Annotated in this window: 8 protein-coding genes; 4 read left to right on the top strand and 4 right to left on the bottom strand. The window is 68.6% G+C overall.

Translation table 11 applies throughout. The features are described 5' to 3' along the window. The first annotated feature begins 325 nt into the window (after nt 1–325). Nucleotides 326–1,441: a hypothetical protein gene (locus tag C1I97_RS15895; protein WP_111003874.1), complete on the top strand. Its 1,116-nt coding sequence runs from the start codon at nt 326–328 to the stop codon at nt 1,439–1,441. Between the two features lie 58 nt (nt 1,442–1,499). Here the strand turns inward: C1I97_RS15895 and C1I97_RS15900 are convergent, their stop codons facing one another. Continuing rightward, entirely contained in the window at nt 1,500–2,576 is a 1,077-nt protein-coding gene (locus C1I97_RS15900) for an LCP family protein (protein ID WP_111003875.1), read from the bottom strand. 412 nt (nt 2,577–2,988) lie between these two features. Here C1I97_RS15900 and C1I97_RS15905 point away from each other — a divergent pair, with 412 nt between their 5' ends. Then, the gene (locus tag C1I97_RS15905; protein WP_258382593.1) at nt 2,989–6,903 is read left to right on the top strand and encodes a bifunctional glycosyltransferase/CDP-glycerol:glycerophosphate glycerophosphotransferase; all 3,915 of its coding nucleotides are present in this window, start codon (nt 2,989–2,991) and stop codon (nt 6,901–6,903) included. Between the two features lie 151 nt (nt 6,904–7,054). Here C1I97_RS15905 and C1I97_RS15910 read toward each other — a convergent pair whose 3' ends face one another. Continuing rightward, nucleotides 7,055–7,957: an endonuclease/exonuclease/phosphatase family protein gene (locus C1I97_RS15910; RefSeq protein WP_111003877.1), complete on the bottom strand. Its 903-nt coding sequence runs from the start codon at nt 7,955–7,957 to the stop codon at nt 7,055–7,057. 52 nt (nt 7,958–8,009) lie between these two features. On the opposite strand from C1I97_RS15910, the gene C1I97_RS15915 reads away from it, so the two are divergent. Then, complete coding sequence (locus C1I97_RS15915) at nt 8,010–9,203, top strand: hypothetical protein (protein WP_181446744.1); 1,194 nt, start codon at nt 8,010–8,012, stop codon at nt 9,201–9,203. A gap of 43 nt (nt 9,204–9,246) precedes the next feature. Then, nucleotides 9,247–10,773 carry a hypothetical protein gene (locus C1I97_RS15920; RefSeq protein WP_111003878.1) on the top strand — a complete coding sequence of 509 codons (1,527 nt, stop codon included), beginning with the start codon at nt 9,247–9,249 and terminating at the stop codon, nt 10,771–10,773. Between the two features lie 303 nt (nt 10,774–11,076). On the opposite strand, the gene C1I97_RS15925 is transcribed toward C1I97_RS15920, so the two are convergent. Continuing rightward, nucleotides 11,077–13,206, bottom strand: coding sequence for a 3-hydroxyacyl-CoA dehydrogenase NAD-binding domain-containing protein (locus C1I97_RS15925; protein ID WP_111003879.1), 2,130 nt, complete (start codon nt 13,204–13,206; stop codon nt 11,077–11,079). Further along, nucleotides 13,203–14,423, bottom strand: coding sequence for a thiolase family protein (locus C1I97_RS15930; protein ID WP_111003880.1), 1,221 nt, complete (start codon nt 14,421–14,423; stop codon nt 13,203–13,205). The genes C1I97_RS15925 and C1I97_RS15930 overlap by 4 nt, the downstream gene beginning before the upstream one ends. Nucleotides 14,424–14,659 lie beyond the last annotated feature (236 nt).

The raw sequence follows: 14,659 nt of genomic DNA on the forward strand, positions 1-14,659 counted from the left end.
GGCAGGGTCGGCATCCGGGGGTCCTTCCGGTCGGGGCCGGGCGCGGGTTCGCTCCGTGGTGAGCCGGCCTACCGTTTCCACGGGCTTGCCGAGACTGGCGCCGGTGCTCAGCCGTTCCCACCAGCGCTGCAGTCTGCCCGGGTCGGCGACCGGCGACCACCGCCGGGTCCGAGATCGACGACCTGGGAAGCGGTCGGCCGGGCGTTGTCCAGGCAAGGTGTGCGAGCAGCGTCCGGGGAACTGGTGAACGAATTGCTTATGATGTTCCGAGTTTCAGGGGTCCCGTATCAGTGATACGGAGGGCTACAGGAAGGTGCACCAGGCCATGCGGAGAAGGCCGGCAGACTTCGTGGGAGCCGCTCCCGCGGACGGGCCCGCTGTCGCGGAGCGGGGACGGGGCGCGTCCGGGGCCGCCCACGGTACCTGGCTCACTCTCGGCAAGGACGGCCGGCTCAGTCTCTACGCCCCAACCGACGGCGGACTGTTGCGCTGGACGGAAGCCGTCGCCGGTGGTCCCGAGTGGAGCGGACCGTACTTCGTGGCCGTGGCCGGGCTGACTCATCTGACAGTGGTGCAGGGCGCCGACACCTACGTGCACTTTCTCGGTCGCAGGAAGCGCGCCGGTGCGGACGGCTCGCGGACCATCGACATCGTCCACGCCATCCAGTATCAGACAGGGCGCGCCTTCACCGACTGGCGCTCGCTGGGCAACCCTCAGCAGGACCGGGAGGAGGGCGCGCGACTGGGGCCGCCGGTGGGCGCGATCGCGCCGGACGGCACCGTTCATGTCTTCGTCCGTGGTGCCCAGGGCGGCCTGATGCTGCGTCGTGAAACCCCGAACGGCAAGTGGCGGCCCTGGGAGGACCTGCGGGGCGCCGGTGTCGACGCACTGCCTGCGGCGGTGGTCCTCGCCGGTGGACGGATCGAGGTCTGTGTCGCGGCCGAGACGGGAGTGCTCGTCTGGCGCCAACTGGAGCCGGGTGGTGAGTTCACGGGCCCACGGGGCTTCTCGCTGAGCCCGGTCCCGGGCACAGTCGCCGCACTGGAGACCACTCCGGACCGGCCCGCCTTTCTCTGGGCGGACGCCGTCTCCGGTGGCGCCGCAGTCTGGCGGGCGGGCGGCTCGCCCGTTGCACTGGGCGGATCCGCGACCGAGGGGCCGTATGCGACGCTGCGCACCTCGCTGGACGGCGGCGACTGGGTTCTGCTGGCCCACCGCGGTCCTGAGGGGTCCGCGGTGCTCGGCTTGGGCGCCCCCGGGAAGGAGGTGGACGGCTTCTGGTGGTATGACCTGGCGGAGCTCTGTCAAGGGGTTCCTGCCTTGGCCCGGGACAGGCGCGGACGGGTGGTCATGGCGCTGATCGGCCCCGACGGCGTGCCGAAGGTGGCACGCCAGGAGGCCGGCGCCGGACTGACCCTCACACGCTGGCGCCGACTCTGACATTCCCCCCTTTTTTGCGGGGACTGACTGCTGGGCGAGGGCGGCCCCGCCGTGAGGGTCAACCGCCGGTCGCCGGGGACTTCTTCGCGGACTCGGGGATCTCGGTGTCGTTGCGGAGCGCCTTCCACAGTTGCGTCGCCTGCGGCTCCGCGGCCACCACCCGGTTGGGGTCGATCTTGTCGTAGGCCACCGGCAGCATGATCGTTTCCATGCTGGAGGGGTCGACGCCATTCAGGCTGCGCCCGAACTCCGCCAGCTTCGTGAGCGAGGCGAGTTCGGAGTCGGTGGTGAGGGCCGCGGTGAGTTCGTCAGCGACCTTGTACGCCTTGGTGGGGCTGCCCAGGAGGTCCTGCTTCTTGATCTCGCTCAGCAGGGCCAGCATGAACTGCTGCTGAAGGCCGATGCGGCCGAGGTCGCTGCCGTCACCGACGCCGTGCCGGGTGCGGACGAACTGCAGGGACTGGGTGCCGTCCAGGCGGTGGGTGCCGGCGGTCAGGTTGAGGCCGCTGGACTTGTCGTGGATGTCCTGGTCGACAGTGACGGTGACCCCGTCTATCGCGTCCACCAGGCCTTTGAAGCCGGCGAAGTCTATCTCCACGTAGTGGTCCATGCGGATGCCGGAGATCTGCTCCACTGTCTTCACTACGCAGGCCGGGCCGACCTGTGCGTAGATGGAGTTGAACATCACGCGCTGCGCCGACGCCGCCGTGGTGCCGTCGGACTTCGTGCACTCGGGGCGGGTGACCAGGGTGTCGCGGGGGATGCTGATGGCGACGGCCTTGGTGCGGCCCTCGGGTATGTGCATCACCAGCGCGGTGTCGGAGCGGGCGCCGGCGACTTTGCCGGTGTCCAGCGCGGCGTTCGCGCCGGCACGCGAGTCGGAACCCAGGATCAGCACGTTCTGCCCGGAGGTGGGCAGTTTCTCGGGCCGGTCGTCGCCGATGGCCTTGTCAATGTCGACATCCTTGATGTTGCCGTCGAGGTTGTCGTAGAGCCAGTAGCCGATGCCTCCTGCGGCCAGCACCAGCACCAGCAGTGTCAACAGCACGATGCGTCCCCAGCGTCTCCTGGTGCGAGGGGGACGTCCGGCGACCGGTGCCTTCGGGGCACGCCGGGATTCTGTCGTGTTCGACATCGTGTTCGGTTCCTCTCCTTACGGGCTCCGCGCCAGCGGAGTGGCAGGGCCCGGTGGGGGGGAGGCCGGCCCACTGTGTGGTCAATGCAGTGGGAGAACTATAGGCAACTCGACCGGCGGGTCTTGCGGGGGGAGGCCTTGGGGCGGCTCGTCGGTACGGCGCGTTGATCTCTCTTGACCTTGCTTAAGATTCACCTAAGATGTCGAACTTATGATCGGCGGTTGGGGGGGGCTTCACCAAAGATCACGGGATTGCGCGATGTCCTAAGCGGCCAGGGAGCCGGTCGGGCACGCCGAACAGGGGTGGGCGTCCGCTGTGGGGGCGGTGTGTCGTCCAGTGGGCGAAGTGTGTGGGTAGGAGTACGAATTGGCGGTCCATCCGCGTCTGAGTGTTGTCGTTCCGTTTCAGGACGTGGAGGTCTACCTCGCAGAGTGCCTGGAGTCGATAGCGCGCCAGTCGTTCCGCGACTTCGAGGTGATCCTCGTCGACGACGGCTCCACCGACAAGTCCACCGGGATCGCCGAAGGCTTCTGCGCCCGTGACCCGCGCTTCCGGCTCATCCGTCAGGAGCCGTACGGCCCCGGCCACGCCCGCAACACCGGCCTGCGCACGATGCACCCCAAGGGTGAGTTCCTCGCCTTCGTCGACGGCGATGACGTCATCCCCGAGTACACCTACGAACTGCTGGTGCGCACCCTGGAGGAGTCCGGCTCGGACTTCGTCTCCGGCAACGTGCAGATGATGAACTCCACGAAGAAGTGGCAGTCCCCGCTGCACAAGGGGCCGATGCAGAAGAACCGGCGCGGCACCCACATCACCAGGTTCGATGCGCTGATCTACGACCGCACCGTCTGGAACAAAGTGTTCCGGCGGTCCTTCTGGGACCACCACTCCATCGAGTTCCCCGAGGGCGTCCTGTACGAGGACTCCTGGGTTAACATGTTCGCCCATTTCCGAGCCGAGAAGGTCGATGTCATCACAGACATCGTCTACTTCTGGCGGCGCCGGGAGGGCGGGGCGGCCCCCTCGATCACGCAGCGCCACACCGAACTGTCCAATCTGCGCGACCGGGTGTCGGCGGTGCAGTCGGTCAGCCGCTTCCTCGCCGATCCGCGCTCGGGTCAGTACGAGGAGAGCAAGCGCAAGTACGACCTCGCCTGCCTGAAGTCCGACCTGATGCTCCATCTGAAGGTACTGCCGGAAGCCGACGAGGAGTACCGCGAGGCCTTCATGCAGTGGGCCAACGAGTTCCTCGACGAAGCCGACCTCACCATCATCGACGAACTGCCCGCGGACGCCCGGGTCAAGTGGCACTTGGTGCGGGCAGGGCGACTGGTCGAACTTCTCGAAGTCATCGAGTTCGAGCGGCGCGGCGGCCCCATGCCCGTACACCGCCGCTTCCACCGCTACTTGAAGTACCCCTACCTCGGGGACCGGGAGGTGGGCCTGGACAAGAAGGCGTACCGTCTCGACAAGGAATTGTCCCTGCACGGTTCGCTCACCGGGGCCAGATGGAACTCCGACTCCGATCTGCTGACGCTCACCGGCACGGCATACATCCGTTTCATCAACGTGCACAAGAAGCACATGTCGGTGAAGGCGATCGCGCTGCGCAACAAGAAGCAGGGGCGCACGCTCATCGCTTCGGCGAAGACCACCTATGCACCGCAGGCCACCGAGCAGTCACAACAGAATCGTTACTGCTACGACTGGGCCGGCTTTGAGGCACACTTCGACACGAGCCGTCTGAAGCACAAGGACAAGTGGGTCGAAGGCACCTGGGACGTCGCCGCCGGTGTTCTCAGCCGCGGGCTGTTCCGGTACCGGGGCATCGACCGGGGCGCCGCGGGCAGCGCGGCCAACCCGCAGTACCGGTACGTCGACCGCAACACGCGCGTCCTGCCGCTGTTCGTGCAGGGCAAGCTCAAGCTGCGCGTGGAGATCGTGCGCTGCCGTATCACCGGACACCGCCTCGTCGGTGAACAGCTCGAACTGCGAGGCGTCTACCTCGGCCCCACCGTGCCCGAATGGGGCAAGTTCCGGGTCACCAGCATGGGCGGTGCCGGCTGCCACGACGCCTGGGTGCGCTTTACTCCCGGCGGTGAGGGCTGGTGCACCTTCACCACCCGGCTGCCGCTGAGCACCCTCGTCCCGGGGTTCCGGGCCAAGGCCCAGGACGAGGCGGAGATCCCGCAGTCCTGGAGCATGGGCAGCAACGGCTGGAAGACCACCTTCCATGTCGAGGGCCGGAAGATGACGATCTACCCGGTCATGGCCGAGGACATGGCCGACGGGCACTACCGCATGCCCGCCTCGCTGCAGACCCGCGAAGGTGATCGCGAGGTCGTCGTGCACCGTAACGGCTCCGGCTATTTGGTCCTGTTCGAGCGCGCGACCCTGCCCATAGCGACCAGCATCGCCTGGCGTGAGGGCGGCTCGCTGGAGATCAACGGCCGGTACGCGGTCATGGACCGGCTCTCCGAGTCCGAATACCGCTCCGCCCACATGGTCGTGCGCTCGCGGGTGCATGGCGCCGAACGCAACGTCCCCCTCGTCTGGGACGGCAGGAACTTCCGCTGCGTGCTGACCCCGGCCGCAATGCGGACCCTGGGCGGCGACATCCCGCTCGCGGCCGGCCGCTGGGACTTCTTCCTGCGCCGCCAGGACCTCTCCGCGGTGGCCCGCGAGGACCGGCTCGAAGACCTGATGGTGAAGATCGAACAGGATCTCGTGGCCGCGCTCCCGCAGGAGTACGGGGAGAAGGAGCGCCGCTACGAACTCCAGGCGGAGGCCTACGACCGTCTGAGCCTGCTCGTCCACTCCGCCATGCCCGACCACGCCCGCGGCCCGTACCGCCAGAAACTGCTGCGCACCAAGGCCTATCCGGCGGCCCGTCGCACACCGGTGCGCCCCGCGGTGCTCTTCGACACCTTCAAGGGCACCCAGTATTCCGACAGCCCCCGGGCCCTGCACGAGGAACTGCTCCGGCGCGGAGCCCGCCTCGACCACCTGTGGGTCGTGCGCGACGACCAGGTTCCGCTCCCCTCGAGCGTCACCGCCGTCCGCATGTGGTCCCCCGAGTGGTACGAGGCCCTGGCCACCAGCCGGTACATCGTCGCCAACAACCACCTCCCCGACTGGTTCGTCAAGCGTGAGGGCCAGGTGGTCGTGCAGACCTGGCACGGTACCCCGCTGAAGAAGATCGGCCACGACATCGAGGCCATCCACTTCGCCGATCAGCGCTACCTGGAACGGGTCGAGAAGGAGGTGCAGAACTGGGACATGCTGGTCTCGCCCAACAGCTTCTCCACCCCGATCCTCAAGCGCGCCTTCGGCTTCCCGGGCGAGATGGTCGAGTGCGGCTACCCGCGCAACGACATCCTGTGCCGTCCTGGCACGGAGCAGCGCGAGCAGTGGATTCGCCGGCGCATCGGGCTGCCCAGGGACAAGCGCGTCGTGATGTACGCCCCCACCTGGCGCGACGACCAGTTCTACGCACCGGGAAAGTACAAGCTCGACTTCCGCATCGACCTCGAGGACGCCCGCGCTCGGCTGGGCGCCGACCACGTGCTCCTGGTCCGCCGCCATCCCAACGTGGTGGACCCCGTCCCGGGGGCCGGTGACGGCTTCGTGTTCGACGTCTCCGACTACCCGGACATGGCGGACCTCTCGCTCATCACCGACGTGATGATCACGGATTACTCGTCCCTGATGTTCGACTACGTCAACACCGGCCGCCCGATCCTCTTCTTCACCTACGACCTCGACCACTACCGCGACACCCTGCGCGGCTTCTATTTCGACTTCGAGCGCAGCGCGCCCGGGCCCCTGCTGTCCACGTCCGAGGAGCTGGTGACCGCCATCCGCGCCATCGACGACATCCAGGACGCCTACGCCGAGCGCTACCGCTGGTTCCAGCGTGAATTCTGCGACCTGGACGACGGGTATGCCTCCGCGCGACTCGCCGACCGCATGCTGGTCGCGGGTGGCGATCTCGCACCTGAGGACGCGCACGCTCCGGCGGTCGGCACGGTCGACACCCGGCACGCGGGCCGCGCGCTCACCCCGCTCCAGTGGGACGCCCAGGCCTGGTTCGTCCCGTCACGGCGTACCGCGCAGCAGCCCCAGGCCGGGGCGGGTGCGATGGTGAATGCGATGCCGCTCCAACCGGATCCGGCGCAACGCCCCTCCCCGGTCGGTCAGTCCCGGCCCGCGGCTCCTTCCCAGGCAACGGAGATGACGCCCGCAGGCCGTCAGCAGCCGTTCGGACGGTCCGCGCCACCGCAGTCGGGCGACGGCCGGGCGTACGAGGACGTGATCGTGTGACGCCGACCGGCCGTGTCCCTGGCGGGCCGCGTCGACGGCCGGCCGTCCCGAACAGCCGTCGGTAGCCATGACCGCGCCCATGAAGCAGCCGGAGGCGGCCACCATGCCCGGCACTCCGAGACGCCCGGACGGGCGTCCCCTCGGTGTCTCCTCAGCCGGTCCGTACCCGGAGCAGCAGGGCGAAGTGGTCGGACACGCCGGTGTTGCGTACCGTGCACCGGATGCGGGGCAGGCCGGTGAACAAGTAGTCCAGTTTGTGCCCGGATACATGGGTGGCCCGGCCGGAACGGGACGAGGCAGATGCCTGGTCGCACTCCCGGTGCGTACCGTAGGGCCCGCCCGACCAGACCCACGAGGCGGGGTTGCGCGGTCCCGGCGGGTCCACGTTCAAGTCACCGCCGTAGACCGTGCGCCGCGCGGGCACCGCGGTCGCCAGTGCCCTGAGCTGGTCATCGCGCAACTCCCAGGCCGGGTGGGCGCGGTCGCTTCCCGGCGGGCTGAGATGGGCGGTGCACACCCGGACGTCATGCGCCGCGACCGTGGCACAGAGGATGCCCCGGCGCAGCCCTGTGGAGGGCTGCTGTGCGGCCACCACGGTGACGGCGGACAGCCGGTACGACGAGAGCAGCGCGAAACCGGCGGCACCCTGCCCGGGCCCGACACAGCGCACGCCGCTGGTGCGGCCCGAGACGTCGCGCCAGGCGTAGGGCCGGAACTCCATATACCAGGACCGACCGAGGGACTTACGTGCCGTCTCCAGGTCACCGGCGCAGGCCTCCTGAAGGAAGACCACCCGGGCTCCGGACCGGGTGACGAGCCCTTCCAGTTCGTCCCGCTTCGCGGCGCGGCTCCCGGTTCCCCGGCAGTTCCACTGCTCCACACCGCACATGTTCCAGGTCGCCACGGTGAGCGCCCGCTCCGAGGCGAAGGGCCGGGCCAGCTCGGACGTCTGTGCCACGGTCAAGGCGGCGGCGAGGACCAGCAGCACCGCCGCGGCGGCAACGGCCCTGCGTCCGCGGCGGCCGGGCGTGGGCCGGGGGATGGACCAAGGCATCAGGACAGCATGGCTGGTCGGCCCTTCAAACACCAAAGAGTGGAACCTCATCATGCCTAAAGCACCTGCGAAGGGCCGCCAGGTGATCCAAGGGATAGACGTCTCTGGCGGTTACCCCGTCGAGTACCGTTTCTCCCACGCGAGGAGCGGCAACCGGCACCTCATGGTCGTCTTCGCCAACCTCTTCGCTCCGGACGACTACGGCTGGGCCACCGGCATCCTCGACAATCTCCGGTCCAACATCCTCTGGATCCGTGACCGGTTCGACGGCGGTAACACCTACTACCTGTGCAAGGACATGGACTTCGCCGTCGAGAGCTCCGTGATCGGGCTCATCTCGAAGGTGATGAGCTCCCTCGGACTCACACCCGGCGACGTCACCCTCTGGGGCAGCTCGAAAGGCGGAAGCGCGGCTCTGTACTTCGGCCTGAGGTACGGATTCCGCAACATCGTCGCCAGCGTTCCGCAGTTGCGGGTCGGCACGTTCGTACGCGATGTGTATCCGGACGTCGGCCGGCACATGCTGGGTGAGGCGATGCCGGACGACAACGTCCGTGTCCTCGACGCGGTCCTGCCCGGCCTGCTGGAGTCGGGTGGGAACCCGGACGCGCACATCTACCTGGTGTCCTCGCCGCAGGACGAGCAGTACAGCAGCCAGGTGGAGCCGTTCCTGGGGCTGTTGCAGCGCTACCGCAACTTCAACTTCATCTTCAGCGAGTCCCCGTTCATCAGCGACCACGGGAAAGTGACCCAGCGCAACACTCCGCCTCTGCTCGGGATCGCCTACCTGCTCGTCGAGGGAATCACCCCCCGTATCGGCCTCACCCGCCACCGGTGCGAGGAACCCGACGCCGACAAGTCGCAGATCGACGCCTATCTGAAGTCGACCTCGGTGATGCAGAACTCGTTCGCCCCACCCGTCGTGACCGTGCCCGCGGCGGACGGGCTGCTGCCTCCCGAAGGTGTTCACTTCGCGGGGCGTGCGCCCGGAGCCGTGCGTGTGAGCATCTGGGAGAACGGCGCATACCTGGCGTCCGCTCCGGTCGCCGCCGACGGTGGCTGGGTCTGGAACCGGGACAAGCCGTGGAGCACGGGCCCCCACGTGGTCAGACTCTTCTCCGTGGACGCGAACGGCTACCAGTCTGCACGCACCGATGTCCGGTTCACCGTCTCCGAGCACGCGGTGGCGCGGTCGGGTGCGCACGTCATGAACGTTTCGGCCGGTGCGCCGGCCACCGGGTACTGAGCCCAGCCGGGTTCGCAGCACATCAGAGACTGGATTCACGCACATGCCCAAAGCACCCGCGAACGGCCGGCAACCGCTCGTCGGCATCGAAGCCTCGGGGACGTTCCCGGTCGAATACCGCTTCGCTCATGCCAAGAGCGGCAACCGGCACCTGGTCGTCGTCTTCGCCAACTTCTCGGCCCCCGACGACTACGGCTGGTCGAACGGAGTCTTCGACAACGTGCGGGCCAACATCCTGTGGATCCGTGACCGGTTCCACGGGACGAACAGCTACTACCTGTGCAAGGAGATGGATTTCAGGCTGGAGGAGTCCGTCGCCGCGCTGATCTTCAACGTCATGAAGGCCCTGTCCCTCACCCCGGACGACGTCACCATGTGGGGCGGCTCGAAGGGCGGCAGCGCGGCACTGCACTTCGGGCTGCGCTACGGCTTCCGCAACATCGTCTCCATCGTGCCGCAGTTCTTGATCGGGACGTATGTGCGGAAGGTCCACCCCAGGGTGGCCGCCTTCATGCTGGGGGAGGGGGTGCCGGAGGAGAACGTGCGGGCCGTGGACGCGATCCTGCCCGAGCTGGTCCGCTCCGAGGCCAACCGCACCGCGAACATCTACCTGCTCTCCTCGCCCCAGGACGAGCAGTACCCGGAGCAGGTGGAGCCCTTCCTGGGCCTCTTCCAGAGGTACGAGAACTTCAACTTCATCTACAGCGAGTCGCCGTTCATCACCGACCACACCCAGGTCACCCGGCGCAACGTACCCGCGCTCATGGGCATTCTGAACCTGCTCGCGGACGGCCTCCCACCGCGCCTCGGCCACGTCCGCAACGGGCACGAGGAACCTGACCGCGACCGGTCAGCCATCACCGCCTACCTCACCGCCACCTCCGTGGTGAGAGGGGAGGAGTTCCCGCCGCCCGTGGTGACGGCGCCAGTGCCGCGGGAGGAGGTGCGCCGGGACTCCGTACGGTTCACAGGTCATGCCCGGGGCGCCGTCCGAGTGGTCGTCTGGGAGCACGGCAAGTACCTGGGGCAAACCGATGTCGCCGCCGACGGCAGCTGGTCCTGGGAGCTGGGCAGGGCCTGGAGCGAGGGCGAGCACCCCGTGAAGCTCTACGCGGTGGATCCGGCGGGTTTCCAGTCGGCTCGGATCGAGGTGAACTTCACGGCGGCCGACGGCGCGGCCGCGCCCGTTCCGGCGGGTCCCGGGATGCCGCATCCGAACCGGGGTCCCGTGCTGTCGGCGGTGGGGGTGAGCCCGTCCGCCCCAGTGGTGCTGGAGCCCATGGCCCACGAGCAGGTGATGGACTCCCGGGTGGTGTTCGCCGGGTCCGCCGCAGGCGCCGCCCAGGTGGGGTTCCGGGAGAACGGCGTGCTGCTGGGGCGTGCCGCGGTCGCCCTGAACGGCAGCTGGTCGTGGGATTCGAGCGGGCTCTGGAACGGGGGCATGCACGTTGTCGACGTCTTCGCGGTGGACGCCTCCGGCGGAGAGTCACCTGTGACCCGGGTTCTCTTCACCGTCATGAACACCTCTGCCGGGGCGGAGACGGCCCCGTACCAGGGAGGGAATCACTAAGGGCTTGCAGATCAACAACACGCTGATTCCGGTTCTGGGAGCCGTCGTTGTGGTAGCACGGTGTGGACCTGCGTAAACCGCGATGTCGCTCATACTCCGTGGCACCGTGCTCGCCCCTCCTGCCCAACCGACCCATGCAGGTCGGCGGCCCGCCTACCACATTTGAGGGGTCTGCAAGCGGAACCGGTGTGTTGTTCCGAGACGCGTCCTGAGCGGGGTGCGCCTTCCGGAAGGGCGCACGACGCGCTGGTCCGAAGAGGGCCTCCGCAGCGAGCGGAGACCCTCTTCACATGGCGGCCGGTGCTACGCCGGAACCGACGCCACCCCCGGCTGAAGGAACCGCTTCCCGTTCACCCGCTCGCTGACGCCCTCGCGGTCCAGGTACGGCGTGATGCCGCCCAGGTGGAAGGGCCAGCCGGCGCCGGTGATCAGGCACAGGTCGATGTCCTGGGCCTCGGCGACGACGCCCTCGTCGAGCATCAGGCCGATCTCCTGGGCCACCGCGTCCAGCACACGGGCGCGGACCTGGTCCTCCGTCAGGACCACGTCGCCCTGCTTCAGGAGCGCGGCGACCTCCGGGTCCAGTTCGGGCCGGCCGGAGTCGTAGACGTAGAAGCCGCGCTTGCCGGCCTCGACGACCGCCTTGAGGTTGGGGGAGACCTTGAAGCGGTCCGGGAACGCCTTGTTGAGGGTCTCCGAGACGTGCAGGCCGATCGCCGGGCCGACCAGTTCGAGGAGGACCAGCGGGGACATCGGCAGGCCCAGCGGCTCCACCGCCTTCTCCGCCACCTCGACCGGGGTGCCCTCGTCGATGACGTTCTGGATCTCGCCCATGAAGCGGGTCAGGATGCGGTTGACCACGAACGCCGGGGCGTCCTTGACCAGCACCGCGGTCTTCTTCAGCTTCTTGGCCACCGCGAAGGCGGTCGCCAGCGAGGCGTCGTCCGTCTTCTCGCCGCGGACGATCTCCAGCAGCGGCAGGATCGCGACCGGGTTGAAGAAGTGGAAGCCGACGACCCGCTCGGGGTGCTTCAGCTTCGAGGCCATCTCCGTCACCGACAGGGAGGAGGTGTTCGTCGCCAGGATCGCGTGCGCCGGGGCGACCGCCTCGACCTCCGCGAACACCTGCTGCTTGACGCCGATCTCCTCGAAGACGGCCTCGATGACGAAGTCGGCGTCCGCGAAGCCCTCGGCCTTGTCCAGGACACCCGTCACCAGCGCCTTGAGGCGGTTGGCCTTGTCCTGGTTGATACGGCCCTTGCCGAGCAGCTTGTCGATCTCGGCGTGGACGTAGCCCACGCCCTTGTCGACGCGCTCCTGGTCGATGTCGGTCAGGACGACCGGCACCTCCAGGCGGCGCAGGAAGAGCAGGGCGAGCTGGGAGGCCATCAGGCCCGCGCCGACCACGCCGACCTTCGTCACCGGGCGGGCGAGGCTCTTGTCCGGGGCGCCCGCCGGGCGCTTGCCGCGCTTCTGGACGAGGTTGAACGCGTAGATGCCGGCGCGCAGTTCGCCGCCCATGATCAGGTCGGCGAGGGCCTGGTCCTCGGCGTCGAAGCCCTGCTGCAGGTCGCCGTTCTTCGCGGCGGCGATGATGTCCAGGGCGCGGTAGGCGGCCGGGGCCGCGCCGTGCACCTTGGAGTCGGCGATGAACCGGCCGCGCGCGACGGCCTGGTCCCAGGCCTCACCGCGGTCGATCGCCGGGCGCTCGACCGCGATCTCGCCCTTGAGGACGGACGCCGTCCAGACCAGCGACTGCTCCAGGAAGTCCGCGCCCTCGAACAGCGCGTCGGCGATGCCGAGTTCGTAGACCTGCTTGCCCTTGAGCTGCCTGTTCTGGTTGAGGCTGTTCTCGATGACGACCGTGACGGCCCTGTCCGCGCCGATCAGGTTCGGCAGCAGCGTGCAGCCGCCCCAGCCCGGGACCAGGCCCAGGAACACCTCGGGGAGGGAGAAGGCGGGGAGGGCCGCGGACACCGTGCGGTAGGTGCAGTGCAGGCCGACCTCGACGCCGCCGCCCATCGCCGCGCCGTTGTAGTAGGCGAAGGTGGGGACGGCCAGCTGGGACAGGCGCTTGAAGACCTCGTGGCCGCCCTTGCCGATGGCCAGCGCGTGCTCGTGCTCCTTGAGCAGCTCCACGCCCTTGAGGTCGGCGCCGACCGCGAAGATGAACGGCTTGCCGGTGACGCCGACGCCGGCGATCTCGCCGTCCGCGGCCTCCTTCTCGACCTGGTCGATCGCGGCGTCGAGGTTCGCCAGCGACTGCGGGCCGAAGGTGGTCGGCTTGGTGTGGTCCAGGCCGTTGTCCAGGGTGATGAGGGCGAAGCGCCCGGCACCGAGAGGCAGGTCGAAGTGGCGTACGTGCGCCTGCGTGACGACCTCGTCCGGGAACAGCTCGGCCGCGCCCTTCAACAGCTCAGCGGTGGTGCTCACTTGTTGCCTCCGTCGAAGTGCGGGTTCTCCCAGATGACCGTGGCGCCCATGCCGAAGCCGACGCACATGGTGGTCAGGCCGTAGCGGACCTGGGGCTGTTCCTCGAACTGGCGGGCCAGCTGCGTCATCAGGCGGACGCCCGAGGAGGCCAGCGGGTGGCCGAAGGCGATCGCGCCGCCGTACTGGTTGACGCGCGCGTCGTCGTCCGCGATGCCGTAGTGCTCGAGGAAGGCCAGGACCTGCACGGCGAAGGCCTCGTTGATCTCGAACAGGCCGATGTCGCCGATGCCGAGACCCGCCTTGGCCAGCGCCTTCTCGGTGGCCGGGATCGGGCCGTAGCCCATGACCTCCGGCTCCACGCCCGCGAAGGCGTAGGAGACCAGGCGCATCTTGACCGGCAGGTCGTTGGCGCGGGCGAACTCCTCGCTCGCGATGATCGAGGCGGTGGCGCCGTCGTTCAGGCCGGCCGCGTTGCCCGCGGTGACCCGGCCGTGCACACGGAACGGCGTCTTGAGGCTCGCCAGGTTCTCCAGGGTGGTGCCCGGGCGCATCGGCTCGTCGGCCGTGACCAGGCCCCAGCCGGTCTCACCGCCCTCGGGGGTGGTGCGACGGACGGAGATCGGGACCAGGTCGGCCTGGATCTTTCCGTTGGCGTACGCCTTGGCGGCCTTCTCCTGCGAGCGCACCGCGTACTCGTCCGCACGCAGTTTGGTGATCCGCGGGTAGCGGTCGTGCAGGTTCTCCGCGGTCATGCCCATGAACAGGGCGGACTCATCGACCAGCTTCTCGCTGACGAACCGCGGGTTGGGGTCCACGCCCTCGCCCATCGGGTGACGGCCCATGTGCTCGACACCGCCCGCGATGGCGACGTCGTACGCGCCGAAGGCGATGGAGCCGGAGACGGTGGTCACGGCGGTCAGCGCGCCCGCGCACATGCGGTCGATCGAGTAGCCGGGGACCGAGGTGGGCAGGCCCGCGAGGATGCCGGCGGTGCGGCCGATGGTCAGGCCCTGGTCGCCGATCTGCGTGGTCGCGGCGACGGCGACCTCGTCGACCTTCTTCGGGTCGAGGCCGGGGTTGCGGCGCAGCAGCTCCCGGATCGCCTTCACGACGAGGTCGTCGGCTCGGGTCTCGTGGTAGATGCCCTTCGGGCCCGCCTTGCCGAACGGGGTGCGGACGCCGTCGACGAAGACGACGTCCCTGACGGTACGAGGCACGATGGCTCTCCTCCAGGGTGCGGGATGGCACTGCCGCGCAGCGCTGAGCGCGCGCTCAGACCCCATGCTACTCATGGGTAATGTAGCTGCCCAGTCCCCGCGCCCACAGCGGTGAACATCACACCGGATGCCGCACGGGACGTCACACCGACGGAGGAGCCGTCGAACCCCGTGGCGTCAGCACGGGAGTCGGCACGGTGTGCGAGCCCGCACCCTGGAGGAGAGCCATCGTGCCT

This window comes from Streptomyces sp. NTH33, assembly GCF_003236365.1.
GTDB lineage: Bacteria > Actinomycetota > Actinomycetes > Streptomycetales > Streptomycetaceae > Streptomyces.

Bases quoted from the DNA above. Each gene is read 5' to 3' on its own strand.
- C1I97_RS15900 (WP_111003875.1), bottom strand. From the start codon at position 2,576: ATGTCGAACACGACAGAATCCCGGCGTGCCCCGAAGGCACCGGTCGCC.
- C1I97_RS15910 (WP_111003877.1), bottom strand. From the start codon at position 7,957: ATGCCTTGGTCCATCCCCCGGCCCACGCCCGGCCGCCGCGGACGCAGG.
- C1I97_RS15915 (WP_181446744.1), top strand. From the start codon at position 8,010: ATGCCTAAAGCACCTGCGAAGGGCCGCCAGGTGATCCAAGGGATAGAC.
- C1I97_RS15920 (WP_111003878.1), top strand. From the start codon at position 9,247: ATGCCCAAAGCACCCGCGAACGGCCGGCAACCGCTCGTCGGCATCGAA.
- C1I97_RS15895 (WP_111003874.1), top strand. From the start codon at position 326: ATGCGGAGAAGGCCGGCAGACTTCGTGGGAGCCGCTCCCGCGGACGGG.